Below are 15,254 nucleotides of genomic sequence, written 5' to 3' on the forward strand. Positions count from 1 at the left end.
CACTCGCCGCCGCCCATGAGCATCATCGCCGGCTCGGTATGCGCAGCCGGCGCGGCGTCCAGGTCGCCCACCTCGTAATAGCGGTACCCTGGATCCTGAAGGGACTGGGCGTGGAGCGGCGCGGCCAGGCCAGCCAGCAACAGCCAGAGCACCGGCGCGAAGGGGCGGAAAGCCTTGTGCACGTTGATCTCCCTGAACAAAAAGAGGCTGTAAGCGCTTTCACTCTTTGCCAGAGAAACTGGCAGTGGTCAACCCCGTAAAAAAGGCGTTAAATGCGCGCCGTCCATTCGCGAAATGTGAATGGGGGACAGGCCTCCCTTGGGGCCGGCACTTTCTTCTCGAGAATTCTCATGCGTAAACAGGCGATGGCGTGGTCGATCCAGCTGGCGTTGATGGGTGTGGCCGCGACCGCGGGCGCTCAGTCGGCGACCAATCCCGGGGTGCAGCAGCTGGACACGGTGCAGGTCACCGGTTCGCGCATCCCCCGCGCGCAGGTGGAAGGGCCGGCCCCGGTCACGGTGATCACCGCCGAGCAGATCCAGGCCAGCGGCTTCACCAGCGTGCCCGACGTGCTGCGCTCGATGACCCAGAACGGCGGTGAGACCCAGAGCCAGCAGTCCTCCAGCGGCGCCGACTTCTCCCCGGGTGCGCAGCAGGTGGACCTGCGCGGGCTGGGCCCGAACCACACCCTAGTGCTGGTCAACGGCCGCCGCATCGCCGACTTCCCGATGCCCTTCCAGGGCCGCAGCAACTTCACCGACGTGTCCAACATCCCGATCGGGATGATCGAGCGCATCGAGGTGCTGACCGGCAGCGCGTCGGCGATCTATGGGTCCGATGCAATCGCCGGGGTGGTCAACTTCATCCTGAAGAAGCACGTGGACGGCACCACGGTGGACGTGCGCATGGGCACGGCCACCGAAGGCGGCGCCGATTCGTTCGACATCAGCCTGGCCAGCGGCGTGGACGCGGGCCGTTTCAGCGCGGTGTACAGCGTGGAGCTGCAGTCGCAGACGCCGCTGTGGGCCTACCAGCGCAGCCAGCAGGATTCGACCCTGGACGCGCCCACCGAGAGCGCCCGCGCCGCACGCCGCGCCTACCTGCGCACCGACTACAACGATGACTACCTGGACCCGGGCCAGGCCACCTGCGATGCGCTGGCCGGCCAGAACAACGGCAGCACCCAGTACGCCGAACGAGCGCGCTACGGCTTCTACTGCGGCAGCGACCGCTCGATCGGCTACGGCACGATCCTGAGCAAGCGCCGGGGCGTGAACGGCTATGCCTCGCTCAACTACGCCTTCGACAACGGCGCCAGCTGGTTTGCCGACATGCAGATGGGTTACCACGACATCGCCCTGATGCGCGATGTGACCCAGTGGGGCCGCATGGCCGCCGATGGCAACGAGGATGGCTACTTCTACAACCAGGCCACCGACCAGGTGGAGTTCTGGCAGCGTCAGTTCTCGCCGGAGGAAATGGGCGGGCTGCGCAACGGCATGATCCGCAGCACGCAGAAGACCTTCAGCGTGACCACCGGTTTCAAGGGCAGCCTGGGCGCGAACTGGGATTACGAGGCGTCGCTGAGCCACTCGCAGTACCAGTCCTCGATCCGCTGGCCGCAGATCATCGCGTCCAAGGCCAATGCCCTGTTCCTGGGCGAGCAGCTGGGCGAGTACACCGACGACGACGACAACGTGTTCCCGGTGTTCAACGCCGACCCGGCGCGCCTGTACCGCCCCCTGAGCCGCGCCGAGTACGACTCGATCGCCGCCAGGACGACCTACACGCCGAAGTCGCGCACCGATACGGCGGCGCTGACGCTGACCAACGGCGAGCTGTTCACGCTGCCAGGCGGCAAGGCCGGGTTCGCGGCCACCGCCGAGTTCGGCAACCAGTCCTATGCGCTGAACCCCGATCCGCTGGCGACCGAGTACTACTACTACAGCTGGAAGGACTCGGACGGGCACGGCAGCCGCAACCGCTGGGCGACGGCGGCCGAGCTGCGCCTGCCGCTGCACGACACGCTCAACGTGAGCGTCGCCGGGCGTTATGACCAGTACCGCTATTCGGGCAACCGGATCGGCAAGGCGACCTGGAGCGGCGGCATCGAATGGCGCCCGATCGACACGCTGCTGGTGCGTGGCTCGTACGGCACCGCCTTCCGCGCGCCGGACCTGCACTACGTGTACGCCGGGCCGGGCAACGATGAGACCAGCAACAACGACTACTACGCCTGCCAGCTGGACCAGGCCGATGACTGCTCGGATTACGAGGAGAACCTGATCCGCACGCGCGAAGGCAACCGCAGGCTGGACCCGGAAACCAGCACGTCCTGGAGCGCGGGCCTGGTGTGGTCGCCGGCGGTGGGGCTGGACCTGTCGGTGGACTGGTTCGACATCGACATGCGCGACCAGGTGCGGGACATGGACGTGGGCACGATCCTGCGCGATGAGGCCGCCTGCCGCCTGGGCGGGGCGGACGCGAATTCGCCGACGTGCGTGGACGCGATCAGCCGGGTGACCCGGACCAGCGACGGTCGGCTGTACGGGGTGCACGTGAACCCGATCAACATCGCGCGCGAGACGACGCAGGGTATCGACGTGGGGCTGCGCTACCGGCTGAGCACGGCGGTGGGCGACTTCACGCTGAGCGGCAACCATACGTGGGTGAAGAAGCACGACTTCCAGCAGTTCGACGGCGACGTGGTGGAAGATCAGTTCGCGGTGAACAGCGGGTTCGACATTCCGCGGACCAAGAGCAGCGCGAGCATCACGTGGGAGAAGTCGGCGTGGTCGGCGACGCTGTACGGGTCGCGGCTGGGCAAGCTGCCCAGCTATGACAGCTACGATGAGAGCTTCGACCCGGAGAGCGGGGACAGCCCGTGGATCGGGGCGACGTACCGGTACAACGTGTCGGTGCAGTACCGTTTCGACGACCATTCGCGCCTGTCGCTGTCGGTGGTGAACGTGGCCAACAAGATGCCGCCGAAGGATGCGACGTATACGCCGTACCCGTACTACGACGTGTCCTGGTTCGATACGGTGGGCCGGACGATCAACCTGCAGTACACGCACAAGTTTGGCGGTAGCGCGCTGTAAGGGCGCACTGGCCGGGTTGCGTGCGGGGAGAGACGGGGGCAGTGATGCCTCCGTCTTTTTTTGGTTCTTCGGCCACTTGCGGGGTAAGGCTTTGCTGAAGCACGCGCGCGCATGCCTTGTCGCTTGGGGCGGGTACGCACCGAAAAAGCTGGTAGTGCCGGCCGCTGGCCGGCTTGCCACACCCCCACCCCGCGCGACCAAGCCGGCACTCGCAAGGCTTCATACGCCGCGACGACAGAATCCCCGCAAGTGGGCGAGGAACCCTTTTTTTGGGCGGCGAATGGGTCTTCGATGATGTGCCGTGCGCGCGTCCGGGGCCCCTTGGCGGCCGGCAGACCCTTGTGCAAATGTCCCCCGGCTGCCTGCGGCAGCCTCCTCCTTTATTTTGCCAAGGGTCTACCGGCCGCCAAGGGGCACGGCTGACGGGGGGGAAACCGCGTGTCGAATGATGGGATGCCCGCGGTGGGTCACTGCTGCTGCAGGTGACGCTTGTTCCGCGCGTCCTTTGCTCGAACTCGGCCGCTGGCCACGCGGCGCGCTTTTCCACATGGCACGTGGAGAGGCGTGGGGGTTTGGTGTGGACAACTGGGTGCGAGGCTGTCAGGGCAAGGCTTTCGGGACATGGTGATTTTTTGTCCAGGTGTGCGCGGGGTTTTCCACACGGGGCGTGGAGAGTGATGGGGGTTTGCTGTGGACAACCCGGTGCGAGCGATGCGCCGCAAGGGTTTTCGAGGGTGGTCAAGAATTGTCCAGGCGGGGCGATGGTGCGGCGGCGGACGCGGCGCCCTGGGCCCGGTGCGGGCGCGGCGCATGTTTTCCACACCGGACGGGGAAAGCAGTGGGAGTTTGTTGTGGACAACCCGGCGCGAACGAGGCGCGGCAAGGGTTTCCGGGCGTGGTCAATTTTTGATCACGCCACCCGCGGTGTGCGCGGTGTGGGCGCGTGGCACAGCGCGGCGGCGCGATGCCGGAAATGAAAAGGCCCCGCGATGCGGGGCCTGTTCGATCACGCGGGTGTGCGTGGATCAGACGTTGAAGCGGAAGTGCAGGATGTCGCCTTCCTGGACGCGGTATTCCTTGCCTTCCAGGCGCAGGCGCCCGGCTTCCTTGGCACCGGCTTCGCCCTTGTACTTGATGAAGTCGTCATAGGCGATGGTTTCAGCGCGGATGAAGCCCTTCTCGAAGTCGGTGTGGATGACCGCGGCGGCCTGCGGGGCGGTGGCGCCCTTGCGCACGGTCCACGCGCGGACTTCCTTCACGCCGGCGGTGAAGTAGGTCTGCAGGCCCAGCAGCTGGTAGGCGGCGTAGATCACGCGGTTCAAGCCCGGCTCGGACAGGCCCAGGTCGGCCAGGAAGGTGTCGCGGTCTTCGTCGTCCAGCTGCGAGAGCTCTTCTTCGATCGCGGCCGAGACCGGCACCACCTGCGCGCCTTCGGTGGCGGCACGGGCGCGCACGGCATCCAGGTGCGGGTTGTTCTCGAAGCCGTCTTCCAGCACGTTGGCGATGTACATCACCGGCTTGAGCGTGAGCAGGAACAGGTCGCGGACCAGGGCCTTCTCTTCCTCGTCCAGGCCGGCGCTGCGGCCGGCCTTGCCGTCGGCCAGCGCGGCCTGCAGCTTGGCCAGCACCGGCTTGCGGGCCGCCGCTTCCTTGTCGCCCCCCTTGGCGGCGCGCTCGGCGCGGTTCAGGGCCTTCTCGACGCTGTCCAGGTCGGCCAGGGCCAGCTCGGTGTCGATGGTGTCGATGTCCGAGATCGGGTCGACCTTGTTGTTGACGTGGATGACGTCGGCGTTCTCGAAGCAGCGCACTACGTGGGTGATGGCATCCACTTCGCGGATGTGGGCCAGGAACTTGTTGCCCAGGCCTTCACCGCTGGCGGCACCGGCCACCAGGCCGGCGATGTCCACGAACTCCACCGCGGTCGGGATGACCTTCTGCGGGTTGATGATGGCCGCCAGTTCGTTCAGGCGCGGATCCGGCACCGGCACGATGCCGACGTTCGGTTCGATGGTGCAGAACGGGAAGTTGGCCGCGGCGATGCCCGCCTTGGTCAGCGCATTGAACAGGGTCGACTTGCCGACGTTGGGCAGACCGACGATGCCGCATTTGATACCCATCTTTGACAACCTCTGGGGGGGTAGGTACCGACGGTTGGTCGGTACACCGTGGTTATTTCGGGGTGTGGAGGCGCTTCATCGCCTCACTGTAATCGCCAGATACCGCCAGCGGCAGGACGTCGATCGCATCGTCGATGGCGTGGCCGATCAGTACATCGTCTTCCTTGCCCGCGCGGCCGAGCACCCATGGCACCACGCGGTCCTTGTGACCGGGGTGGCCGATGCCGATGCGCAGGCGGTGGAACCGGCCGTGACCGAGCAGGCGGATGGTGTCGCGCAGGCCGTTCTGGCCGCCATGGCCACCGTCGAACTTGAGCCGGGCCACGCCGGGGGGCAGGTCCAGTTCGTCGTGCGCCAGCAGGGTCTGTTCCGGCTCGATCTTCCAGAAGCGCTGGGCAGCGGTGACCGACTTGCCGCTGAGGTTCATGAAGGTGGCGGGCTTGAGCAGCCACACCGGCTGGCCGGCGATGTCGACCTTGGCGGTCTCGCCGAACAGCTTGCTGTCCACGCTCCAGCGCACGCCGGCCTGCTGGACCAGGGCGTCAATGAAACGAAACCCGGCATTGTGCCGGGTCTGGGCGTGCTCGGGGCCGGGGTTGCCCAGGCCAACGATCAGTCGCAATCCTGTCATCACTCTTCTTCGTCGGTACCCGCCCTGTGCCGGTACATACAAAAAAACGGCGCCTGCCCCGAAGGACAGGCGCCGCGAAAAACTTACTCGGCCGCCGGCGCTTCGGCGTCGGCTGCTTCTTCCTTGCCGTGCTTGGCGGTGACGATCGCGTCGTCGTGGTCCTTGCCCTGGGCCAGGGCCAGGATTTCCACGCCCTTCGGCAGCTTGATGTCCGACAGATACACCACGTCGCCAGCCTTCAGGTCGGCCAGATCGACGTCGATCGACTCCGGCAGGTCCTTCGGCAGGCAGGACACGGTCACTTCCTTCAGTTCGTGGGTGACCACGACGTCGGCAGCCTTGCCGGCCGGCGAGGTGTCTTCGTTGATGAAGTGCAGCGGAACGTTGGCGGTCAGGGCCTCGTTCTCGTTCACGCGCAGGAAGTCCAGGTGCATGATCAGCTGCTTGTGCGGATGACGCTGCATGTCACGCAGCAGCACCTTGGTGATCTGGCCGTCCAGGTTCAGGCTGAGGATCGACGAGTAGAACCACTCGTTCTGCTGGGCAAGCCAGGTGGCGTTGTGGTCCAGGCTGATGGCGACCGGCTCGGCGTTGCCGCCGTACACGATGGCCGGGATCACACCGGCGTGACGCAGGCGGCGGCTCGCACCCTTACGCTGCAGTTCACGCTTGGTGACCTTGATTTCATGGGTCTTCGACATTGTTCTTCTACCAGTTGTTGCCTTGCCGGAATGGCTTGGCGATGAAAGGCACGTCCGCGACCAGACGTACCCGGGACCCGCCCACCGTTGCCGGCGGGCGGAAAAAATCAATCCACGTACAGCGAGCTGACCGACTCGCCGAAGGCGATGCGGCGCATCGTCTCGGCCAGCATTTCCGCCACGCTGAGCTGGCGGATCTTGCTGCACACCCGGGCCTGCTCGCGCAGCGGGATGGTGTCGGTCACCACCAGCTCATCGAGCTGGGAGTTGTTGATGTTGTCCACCGCCGGGCCCGAGAGCACGGCGTGGGTGCAGTACGCGGCCACCTTGAGGGCGCCACGCGCCTTCAGCGCCGCGGCAGCCGCACACAGGGTGCCGGCGGTATCGACGATGTCATCGACCATCACGCAGGTCTTGCCTTCGACGTCACCGATGATGTTCATCACGGTGGAGACGTTGGCGCGCGGGCGGCGCTTGTCGATGATCGCCAGGTCCGCATCGTCCAGGCGCTTGGCCACCGCACGTGCGCGCACCACGCCGCCCACGTCCGGGGACACCACGATCAGGTTTTCGGTGCCGTAGGCGCGCCAGATATCGGCGAGCAGCAGCGGCGAGGCATACACGTTGTCCACCGGCATGTCGAAGAAGCCCTGGATCTGGTCGGCATGCAGATCCACCGTCAGAACCCGGTCGGCCCCCACGGCGCTGAACATCTTGGCGGCCACCTTGGCGGTGATCGGCACGCGCGAGGAGCGCATGCGGCGATCCTGGCGCGAGTAGCCGAAGTACGGCACCACGGCGGTGACGCTGTTGACCGAGGCGCGCTTGAGCGCATCGATCAGGACCAGCAGCTCCATCAGGTTCTCCGCGCTGGGCGCGCAGGTCGGCTGGATCACGAAGACGTCCTGCTTGCGGACGTTCTCCTCGATCTCGACCTGCACTTCACCATCGGAGAAGCGCGACACCAATGCCTTGCCCGGTCGCACCCCCAGTTCCTTGCAGATGCTCTGCGCAAGGCGCTTGTTGGCGTTGCCGGAAAATACCAGCAGGTTGGGGTGATCTTGCATCATGACGGTCTCGGGCGGGAGCGATTGGAGAACTCGGCCGCCGGCACCCGGAAGTGTCTGCGGTGACAACACCGCGGTACATCGGCCGTGCCCGCGCAAACATGCGCATGGGACGCGGCTGATCTCCGCAAGTGGCAGGGGCGGGAGGATTCGAACCTCCGAATGCCAGGATCAAAACCTGGTGCCTTGGGCCTCTTGGCGACGCCCCTGCATCAAAATCAATAACGCTCGAGTACATCAAGCAGTGGCGAGCGCTCCACGCCCGCAGCCACCCATGCCCGCAGTTCCTCCGGCAATGCCGCCAGGCCCTGCTCTGCAGCAGCGCGCGAGGCGAACTCGACGAAACAACCGCTTCCCGACCCGGTGAGTCGTGCCCGGCCGATCCTGCTCAACGCTGCAAGCACTGCCTCTACGGCAGGTTCGCGGCGGCGCAGTACCGGCTCGAACGCATTCCCGAGCAAAGACCCGGAAGCGAAGTCCGCTATTTTCGCCACTGGGGCGTCGCGCGTCAAATGCGGATCTGCAAAAAGGGCCGGCGTGGGCACGTGGACGCCCGGATCGGCGAGCACGTACCAGGCCGGCGGCAAGGCCAACGGCGTCAGCCGTTCGCCCACGCCCTCGGCCCAGGCGTTGTGGCCACGCACGAAAACCGGCACGTCCGCGCCCAGCGCCAGGCCCAAAGTGGCCAGCGCCTCCACGTCCAGGCCGGTCTTCCAGAGGGCGTTCAGGGCTACCAGCACGGTGGCCGCATCGGACGAACCACCGCCGAAGCCGCCACCGGCCGGGATCGCCTTTTCGACGCGGATATCCACGCCTTGGGCGACGTTGGCTGATTTTTGCAGCAATAAGGCGGCGCGCACGGCGAGGTCATCGGCCGCCGCCACGCCCGCCACCGACGGCCCATCGCGGCGGACCTGGCCGTCCTCACGCAGCCGCAGGCCGATCCGGTCGCCCCAGTCGAGCAGGCGGAACACGGTCTGCAGGAGGTGGTAGCCATCCTCGCGACGGCCGGTGATGTGCAGGAACAGGTTCAGCTTGGCCGGGGCCGGCCAGTCGGACCAGCCCGCGTTCAGTTCCGGCCCGCTCATGGCCGGGCCAGCACCCAGCTGTCCACCACCAGGCGCACCTTGGCCTCGCCGTTGACCGCTTCGATCCGGCGCGGCAGCACCGGGCGGTCGCCCTCGGCCGGGTACCAGTCCAGGTACTGGATCTGCCAGCCCATCTGGTCGACCCGGCGCGGGCGACCCTCGGCATCGCGCTCGATGCGCTCGGCGGCGGCTGCATCGGCGGCGACCAGGCCGCGCACCCAATCGGGCAGCTGGTTGACCGGAATGTCCCAGCCGGTGGCATCCAGCAGCAGCTGCTGGGCGTCCTCGCCCTCGCGGGTGCCACCTTCCATGCCTTCCAGGCGGCCGCCTTCATGGTGGCTGTCACCGGTCAGGGTCCAGCTCTGGCGGGTCACCGGGGCGCTCAACTGGACCACGTACTGGCGATCCTGCTGCTGCCACTCGATGCGCCCGTTGCCGCCGTTGCGCCCCTTGTTGACCGCGACGCGGCCCTGGAAGCTCCACTGCGGCTGCGCCCGCACGGCCGCCACGCGGGCCGCCTCTGCCTGGGTGGCGGCCGCCGAGACGGTATCGACAACGGCCGGCGCGGCCGGGGCCTTGCGCTCGTCCAGCGACACGCAGGCCGACAGTGACAGCGCCATGGCCAGCGCGGTGCCGGCCTTCAACAGGGAGGAACTCATACGCCGTGCTTCTCGATCACGCGCTGCAGGGCGCGGTTGTCAGGGTCCAGCTTGCGCGCTTCCTCGAAGAAGCCACGTGCCTCCTCCTTGCGCCCCATCACCCACAGCACTTCGCCGACATGCGCGGCGATCTCGGCGTCCTTGGCCAGGCTCCAGGCGCGGCGCAGCTGCACCAGCGCTTCTTCGTTGCGGCCCAGGCGATAGAGCACCCAGCCGTAGCTGTCGATGATGGCCACGTTGTCCGGCTCGGCGACGCGGGCGCGGTCGATCAGTTCCAGCGCTTCCTGGTAGCGGGTGGTGCGATCGGCCAGGGTGTAGCCGAGCGCGTTGAGCGCGGCGACGTTCTCCGGCTCGGTGACCAGCACCTTGCGCAGGTCGGCCTCGGCGCGCGGCACGTCGTCGCGGCGCTCCCATGCCAGGGCGCGGGCATACAGCAGCGCGGTTTCGTCGGGATAGGCGGCCAGGCCGCGGGCCAGGGCGTCCAGCTCGCCGGGCAGGTCGTCGGCGCGCTGGCGCAGCTCGGCCTCCAGCAGGTAGGCATCGCGGCGCGCATCGTCATCGACCATCGCGTCGGACTGGATCGCGTGGACTTCGGCCATCGCCTTGTCGGGCCGGCCGGCGTCGTACTGGGCGTTGGCCGCGCGCAGGCGCGCCTCGTCCAGCGCTTCGCCGCCGGGCACGCTGTGGTACCAGTCCACGGCCTCGGCCGGGCGCTTGAGGTATTCGGCGATCTTGCCCAGCAGCAGGCGCTGGGCCGGATCGGGCTTGGCGGCCTTGGCCGAGAGCTCCTTGTAGAGCTGCAGCAGGGCCGCATCGTCCTTCTGCTTGGCCAGCAGCGAGGCGCGCATGCCCCAGGTCTGCACGTCCTGCGGGCCGACCGCCAGCACGCGCGCGGCCGAGCGGGCATCGCCCATGCTGTCGTAGGCGATGGCCAGCGCGTTGCGCAGCTCCGGGTCCTGGCGGCTCTTGGGCTCCACGCCGACCAGCAGCGCGCGGGCCTGGTCCTGCTTGCCCGCCTGGGCCAGCTGGCTGGCATTCAACAGCGCCACCCGCGGCTCGTTGGGGAAGCGTTTGACCACTTCGTCGACCATCCGCTTGGCCAGGTCCGGCCGGTCCATGCGCATGGCCAGGCGGCCCAGCTCCTGCCAGACCTCGAGCCGGTCGGGGATGGCGTTGTCATCCACCAGCCCGCCCAGCACCTCGGCGGGGACGGCCGGATCGCGACCGCCACCGATCAGCGCGGCGATGGCGAAGGTCCAGCCGCGCGGGTCGGGGTCCTTGAGCAGGGCGGCCAGTTCGGTGCGCGCGGCCTTCACATCGGCCTGGCGCATGTCCAGCGCGGCCGCGGCACTGCGCAGGGCCAGCGAGCGCGGCGCCCGGGCCTGCCACAGCGCCAGCGCGCGCGCGGCGGCCTTGTCGTCGTTGGCGAGCATGGCGATGCGGGTGGCGCGCTCGGCCAGCCCGGCGTCGTCGGTGCCGGCCTCGGCCGCCTCCAGGTACCAGCGCGCGGCCTCGCCGAGCTTGCCGGCCTGCAGGGCGAATTCACCGGCCATCACCGGGGTGAGCGGCGCGGTCGCGGCCGCCTTGGCGCTGGCCGGGGCGGGCGTGGGCGGTGCCGTGGCAGGGGCGGCCAGGGCGCTGGCCGCGGACAAGGACAGCAACAGAACGCTGGAGATGCGAATCAATGCGGGCATCGGGGGCTTCTGGCCTTAAAATGACGACTTGAATGGCCAGCAGCTTATCGCAAGCAACTGAACAATGACCCTGTGGGTGCTCGGACTGAATCACCAGACCGCGCCAGTGGAACTGCGCGAACGCGCGTCCTTTGGCGGCGACGCCCTGCCCCAGGCATTGGCGTCGCTGCGTGATACCCCGCAGGTGGCCGAGGCGGTGCTGCTGTCCACCTGCAACCGCACCGAGCTGTACGCGGTGGCCGAATCCGGCGAGGCGCTGGCGCAGTGGCTGGAATCCCACGCCGGCCAGCTGCAGGGCTATCTGTACCAGCACAGCGACGCCGAGGCGGTACGGCACCTGTTCCGGGTGGCGACCGGGCTGGACTCGATGGTACTGGGCGAGCCGCAGATCCTGGGCCAGGTGAAGGATGCCTGGGCCACCGCACGCGACCATGGCCTGCTCGGCCAGCGCCTTGATCGGCTGTTCCAGCAGACCTTCTCGGTGGCCAAGCGCGCCCGCACCGATACCCGGGTGGGCGCCAACCCGGTGTCGGTGGCCTCCACCGCCGTGCGCCTGGCGCAGAACTCGTTCGCGCGGCTGGAGGATTCGACGGTGCTGCTGGTCGGTGCCGGGGAAACCATCGAACTGGCCGCGCGGCACCTCAGCGAAGGCAAGGTGCGCCGCCTGCTGGTGGCCAATCGCACCCTCGCCCATGCGCAGGACCTGGCCAGCCGCCACGGCGGCGTGGCCCTGCCGCTGACCGAGCTGGAGCGCCACCTGGGCGAGGCCGACGTGGTGTTCTCGGCCACCGCCGCGCGCGAACCGGTGATTGCCCGGGCGCACGTGGCCGCCGCGCTGAAGACCCGCAAGCACAAGCCGATGCTGCTGTTCGACCTGGCCGTGCCGCGCGATATCGAGGCCGGCGTGGGCGAGCTGGCCGATGCCTTCCTGTACACCGTGGACGACCTGGAGCGCGCGGTCGAGGACAACCGACGCAGCCGGCGCGAGGCGGCCGCCGAGGCCGAGGCGATCATCGAGTTGCAGGTGGCGCGGTTCGTGGAAACCCTGCAGGCCAGCGCGCACCAGGCCCCGTTGCGGCAGCTGCGCGCCTATGGCGAAGCCACCCGCGTGGAAATGCTGGAGAAGGCACGCCAGCAGCTGGCCCATGGCAAGTCGCCGGAGGAAGTGCTGGAGCTGCTGGCCCACGGGTTGACCAACCGCCTGCTGCATCCACCCACCGCGGCCCTGCGCGCGGCCGCGCTGAGCGGCGATACTGAGCTGACCCGCGCCGCCGAGCGCCTGTTCCCGGCCAAGCCGGGCTACCACCATCCTGCTGTGAAGACTGATGACGCCGACCCTGCGCCGTAAGCTGGAAGCGCTGGCCGAACGCCGCGAAGAACTCGAACGCCTGCTCGCCGACCCCGCCGTGGTGGGTGACAACGACCGCTTCCGCGCGTACTCGCGCGAATTTGCCCAGTTGCAGCCGATCGCCACGGCGCTGGCCGACGAAGCCCGCGCGGCCGCCGACCTGGCCGCGGCCGAGGCGATGCGCGCCGACCCGGAACTGCGCGAACTGGCCGATGAGGAAATCGACGCCGCCCAGCAGCGCCTGGCGCAGCTGGACCGCGACCTGGCCCTGCTGCTGGTGCCGCGCGACCCGCGCGATGACGGCAACCTGTTCCTGGAAGTGCGCGCCGGCACCGGTGGCGACGAGGCGGCGATCTTCGCCGGCGACCTGTTCCGCATGTACGCCCGCTACGCCGAGCGCCAGGGCTGGAAGGTGGAAATCGAATCGGACAGCCCCGGCGAACACGGTGGCTACAAGGAAGTGGTGGCCCGCGTGGTCGGCCGCGGCGCGTACTCCAAGCTGAAGTTCGAATCAGGAACCCACCGCGTGCAGCGCGTGCCGGCCACCGAATCGCAGGGCCGCATCCACACCTCGGCCGCCACCGTGGCGATCATCCCCGAGGCCGACGAGGTGGACGAGATCGTGATCAACCCGGCCGACCTGAAGGTGGACACGTTCCGCTCGTCCGGCGCTGGCGGCCAGCACGTCAACAAGACCGAGTCGGCGATCCGCATCACCCATGTGCCCAGTGGCGTGGTGGTGGAATGCCAGACCGAGCGCAGCCAGCACGCCAACCGCGACAAGGCCATGAAACGCCTGAAGGCGCAGCTGCTGGACGCCGAGCGCGGCAAGCAGGCCGCCGCCACCGCCGAAAGCCGGCGGCTGCAGGTGGGCAGTGGCGACCGTAGCCAGCGCATCCGCACCTACAGCTTCCCGCAGGGGCGGATCACCGACCATCGCGTGGAAGGGCTGACCCTGTACGACCTGCCCAACATCATCGCCGGCGAGCTGGATCCGCTGGTGGAGCGCCTGATCCACGAACACCAGGCCGATGAACTGGCCCGGTTGTCCGCAGGCCCCTGAGCATGGAGGCCGAACGGCAGCAGCTGCGCCTGGCGGTGCAACGCCAGCCGGCCGACTTCATCGCCTGGGTGATGCTGGCCGATGCCGAGCTGGAAGCCGGCGACATCACCGCCGGTGAGCAGGCCGCCACCCGCGCGCTGCAACTGCGCGGCGACCACCCCGAAGCGCTGGCCCGGCTGGGCCGCGCGCGCTGGATGCAGGGGCGCCATGGGGAGGCCGCCGCCCTGTTGCGCCAGGCCTCCAACCTGGCCCCGCAGCACCCGGGCATCGCCCTGTGGCTGGGCCACGCGCTGGAGGATGCCGGCCAGCCCGAGGGCGCGGCCGATGCGTACCGGCACGCGCATGCGCTGTTGCCGGGCGAGCCCTATATCGCCGCGCAGCTGCTCAACTGGCAACGCCGGCTGTGCGACTGGCGGCAGCTGGACCGCCTGGCCCAGCAGGTGCGCCAGGCGGTGGCGCAGGGCCACGCGGCGGTGGAGCCGTTCGCCTTCCTGAGCGAAGACAGCAGCGCGGCCGAGCAGCTGGCCTGCGCACGCCAGCGCGCGGCGGCGGTCGGCGCCGGGCTGCGCCCGTTGCCGGCCACGACGGTCCGCGCGCACGGCACGTTGCGGGTGGGCTTGCTCTCCAACGGCTTTGGCGCCCATCCCACCGGCCTGCTGATCGTGGCGCTGCTGGAACAGCTGCGCGCGCTCGGCACGCTGGAGCTGCACCTGTTCGCGCTCAACGCCGATGACGGCAGCGACATCCGCCAGCGCCTGCTGCGCGCCGCGCACCAGCTGCACGACGTGGGCGCGCAGCCCCACCACCGGGTGGCAGGCACGATCCGCGCGGCCGCCATCGACGTGTTGTTCGACCTGCGCGGCTGGGGCGGCGGCGGAACCCCCCAGGTGCTGGCCCTGCGGCCGGCACCGGTGCAGGTGAACTGGCTGGCCTACCCCGGCACCTCCGGCGCGCCGTGGATCGATCACGTCCTGGCCGATGCCTTCGTGCTGCCGCCGGCGTTGGCGCAGGGTTTCAGCGAGCAGGTGCTGCGCCTGCCGCGCGCGTTCCAGCCGTCGGACAACACCCGCGTGCTGCCGCCGGCGCCTTCGCGCGAGGACTGTGGGCTGCCCGCGCAGGGCGTGGTGCTGTGCTGCTTCAACAACAGCTACAAGCTCAACCCGCGCAGCATGCAGCGCCTGTTCGCCGTGCTGCAGGGCGTGCCGGGCAGCGTGCTGTGGCTGCTGTCCGGCCCGGGCCATGCCGATGCGCGCCTGCGTGCGGCCGCGCGTCAGGCCGGGCTCGATCCGGCCCGGCTGGTGTTCATGGCCAAGCTGCCGCACCCGCAGTACCTGGCCCGCTATGCGCTGGCCGACCTGTTCCTGGATACCCATCCCTACAACGCGCACACCACCGCCTCCGACGCGCTGTGGGCCGGGTGCCCGGTGCTGACCTGCCCGGGCGCGACGTTCGCCTCGCGGGTGGCCGGCAGCCTCAACCACCACCTCGGCCTGGCGCGGATGAACGTGGCCGACGACCGCGCCTTCGTCGCCACCGCCATCGCGCTGGGCAACGATGCCGTCGCGCGACAGGCATTGCGGGCCGAGCTGGCATTGCGGCGGGCGGACAGCGGGCTGTTCGACATGGCCGGCTTTGCTGTGGATTTCAGCGCGGCGGTGGCCGCGATGGCAAGCGCCCGCGGCTGGACCGGCAACGCATGAGCGCGCGGCCGGGGCGCGCCCCGCGCGGTGGCCAGCCAACGGTTGCAGTCCACGCACCCTGACGCGGCGCTGTTGTAGGCTCGAA

General features: G+C 68.8%; 11 protein-coding genes, 1 tRNA gene and 1 pseudogene. 4 read left to right on the top strand and 9 right to left on the bottom strand.

Annotated elements, in window-relative coordinates; genetic code table 11:
• Positions 1–182 (bottom strand): annotated as a pseudogene (locus tag RSA25_RS06920) (peptidase); the annotation flags it as partial.
• A 168-nt stretch (positions 183–350) separates the two neighbouring features.
• Here RSA25_RS06920 and RSA25_RS06925 point away from each other — a divergent pair.
• A complete protein-coding gene (locus RSA25_RS06925) occupies positions 351–3,101 on the top strand; it encodes a TonB-dependent receptor (protein ID WP_332808169.1) in 2,751 nt (916 codons plus the stop codon).
• Positions 3,102–4,126: 1,025 nt separating this feature from the next.
• Here the strand turns inward: RSA25_RS06925 and ychF are convergent.
• The 8 genes from ychF to RSA25_RS06965 form a co-directional block, all read right to left on the bottom strand.
• On the bottom strand, positions 4,127–5,218 hold the full coding sequence (gene ychF / locus RSA25_RS06930) for a redox-regulated ATPase YchF (protein WP_259208995.1): 1,092 nt from the start codon (positions 5,216–5,218) through the stop codon (positions 4,127–4,129).
• A 52-nt stretch (positions 5,219–5,270) separates the two neighbouring features.
• The gene (pth, locus tag RSA25_RS06935; RefSeq protein ID WP_332808170.1) at positions 5,271–5,849 is read right to left on the bottom strand and encodes an aminoacyl-tRNA hydrolase; all 579 of its coding nucleotides are present in this window, start codon (positions 5,847–5,849) and stop codon (positions 5,271–5,273) included.
• Between the two features lie 83 nt (positions 5,850–5,932).
• Positions 5,933–6,550, bottom strand: coding sequence for a 50S ribosomal protein L25/general stress protein Ctc (locus tag RSA25_RS06940; protein WP_332808171.1), 618 nt, complete (start codon positions 6,548–6,550; stop codon positions 5,933–5,935).
• Between the two features lie 107 nt (positions 6,551–6,657).
• Positions 6,658–7,617: a ribose-phosphate diphosphokinase gene (locus tag RSA25_RS06945; RefSeq protein WP_332808212.1), complete on the bottom strand. Its 960-nt coding sequence runs from the start codon at positions 7,615–7,617 to the stop codon at positions 6,658–6,660.
• A 132-nt stretch (positions 7,618–7,749) separates the two neighbouring features.
• A tRNA-Gln gene (locus tag RSA25_RS06950) sits at positions 7,750–7,826 on the bottom strand.
• Between the two features lie 9 nt (positions 7,827–7,835).
• Positions 7,836–8,705, bottom strand: coding sequence for a 4-(cytidine 5'-diphospho)-2-C-methyl-D-erythritol kinase (ispE, locus tag RSA25_RS06955; RefSeq protein ID WP_332808172.1), 870 nt, complete (start codon positions 8,703–8,705; stop codon positions 7,836–7,838).
• Positions 8,702–9,364 carry a lipoprotein insertase outer membrane protein LolB gene (gene lolB / locus RSA25_RS06960; RefSeq protein WP_332808173.1) on the bottom strand — a complete coding sequence of 221 codons (663 nt, stop codon included), beginning with the start codon at positions 9,362–9,364 and terminating at the stop codon, positions 8,702–8,704. Before lolB ends, ispE begins: the two co-directional genes overlap by 4 nt.
• The gene (locus RSA25_RS06965; RefSeq protein ID WP_332808174.1) at positions 9,361–11,058 is read right to left on the bottom strand and encodes a tetratricopeptide repeat protein; all 1,698 of its coding nucleotides are present in this window, start codon (positions 11,056–11,058) and stop codon (positions 9,361–9,363) included. The genes lolB and RSA25_RS06965 overlap by 4 nt, the downstream gene beginning before the upstream one ends.
• Before the next feature lie 64 nt (positions 11,059–11,122).
• Between RSA25_RS06965 and hemA the strand changes: the two genes are divergently transcribed.
• Genes hemA through RSA25_RS06980 form a run of 3 tightly spaced genes read left to right on the top strand, consistent with a single transcriptional unit; the run spans position 11,123 to position 15,169 of the window.
• Positions 11,123–12,406 carry a glutamyl-tRNA reductase gene (gene hemA / locus RSA25_RS06970; RefSeq protein WP_332808175.1) on the top strand — a complete coding sequence of 428 codons (1,284 nt, stop codon included), beginning with the start codon at positions 11,123–11,125 and terminating at the stop codon, positions 12,404–12,406.
• Positions 12,384–13,469, top strand: coding sequence for a peptide chain release factor 1 (gene prfA / locus RSA25_RS06975; protein WP_332808176.1), 1,086 nt, complete (start codon positions 12,384–12,386; stop codon positions 13,467–13,469). Before hemA ends, prfA begins: the two co-directional genes overlap by 23 nt.
• Positions 13,466–15,169, top strand: coding sequence for a tetratricopeptide repeat protein (locus RSA25_RS06980; protein WP_332808213.1), 1,704 nt, complete (start codon positions 13,466–13,468; stop codon positions 15,167–15,169). The genes prfA and RSA25_RS06980 overlap by 4 nt, the downstream gene beginning before the upstream one ends.
• The last annotated feature ends 85 nt before the right edge of the window (positions 15,170–15,254 follow it).

This window comes from Stenotrophomonas sp., from assembly GCF_036662295.1.
Taxonomy (GTDB): domain Bacteria; phylum Pseudomonadota; class Gammaproteobacteria; order Xanthomonadales; family Xanthomonadaceae; genus Stenotrophomonas.

Coding starts and splice junctions, on each gene's coding strand:
- prfA (WP_332808176.1), top strand. CDS start 12,384: ATGACGCCGACCCTGCGCCGTAAGCTGGAAGCGCTGGCCGAACGCCGC.
- ychF (WP_259208995.1), bottom strand. CDS start 5,218: ATGGGTATCAAATGCGGCATCGTCGGTCTGCCCAACGTCGGCAAGTCG.
- RSA25_RS06925 (WP_332808169.1), top strand. CDS start 351: ATGCGTAAACAGGCGATGGCGTGGTCGATCCAGCTGGCGTTGATGGGT.
- hemA (WP_332808175.1), top strand. CDS start 11,123: ATGACCCTGTGGGTGCTCGGACTGAATCACCAGACCGCGCCAGTGGAA.
- lolB (WP_332808173.1), bottom strand. CDS start 9,364: ATGAGTTCCTCCCTGTTGAAGGCCGGCACCGCGCTGGCCATGGCGCTG.
- ispE (WP_332808172.1), bottom strand. CDS start 8,705: ATGAGCGGGCCGGAACTGAACGCGGGCTGGTCCGACTGGCCGGCCCCG.
- RSA25_RS06965 (WP_332808174.1), bottom strand. CDS start 11,058: ATGCCCGCATTGATTCGCATCTCCAGCGTTCTGTTGCTGTCCTTGTCC.
- RSA25_RS06945 (WP_332808212.1), bottom strand. CDS start 7,617: ATGCAAGATCACCCCAACCTGCTGGTATTTTCCGGCAACGCCAACAAG.
- pth (WP_332808170.1), bottom strand. CDS start 5,849: ATGACAGGATTGCGACTGATCGTTGGCCTGGGCAACCCCGGCCCCGAG.
- RSA25_RS06940 (WP_332808171.1), bottom strand. CDS start 6,550: ATGTCGAAGACCCATGAAATCAAGGTCACCAAGCGTGAACTGCAGCGT.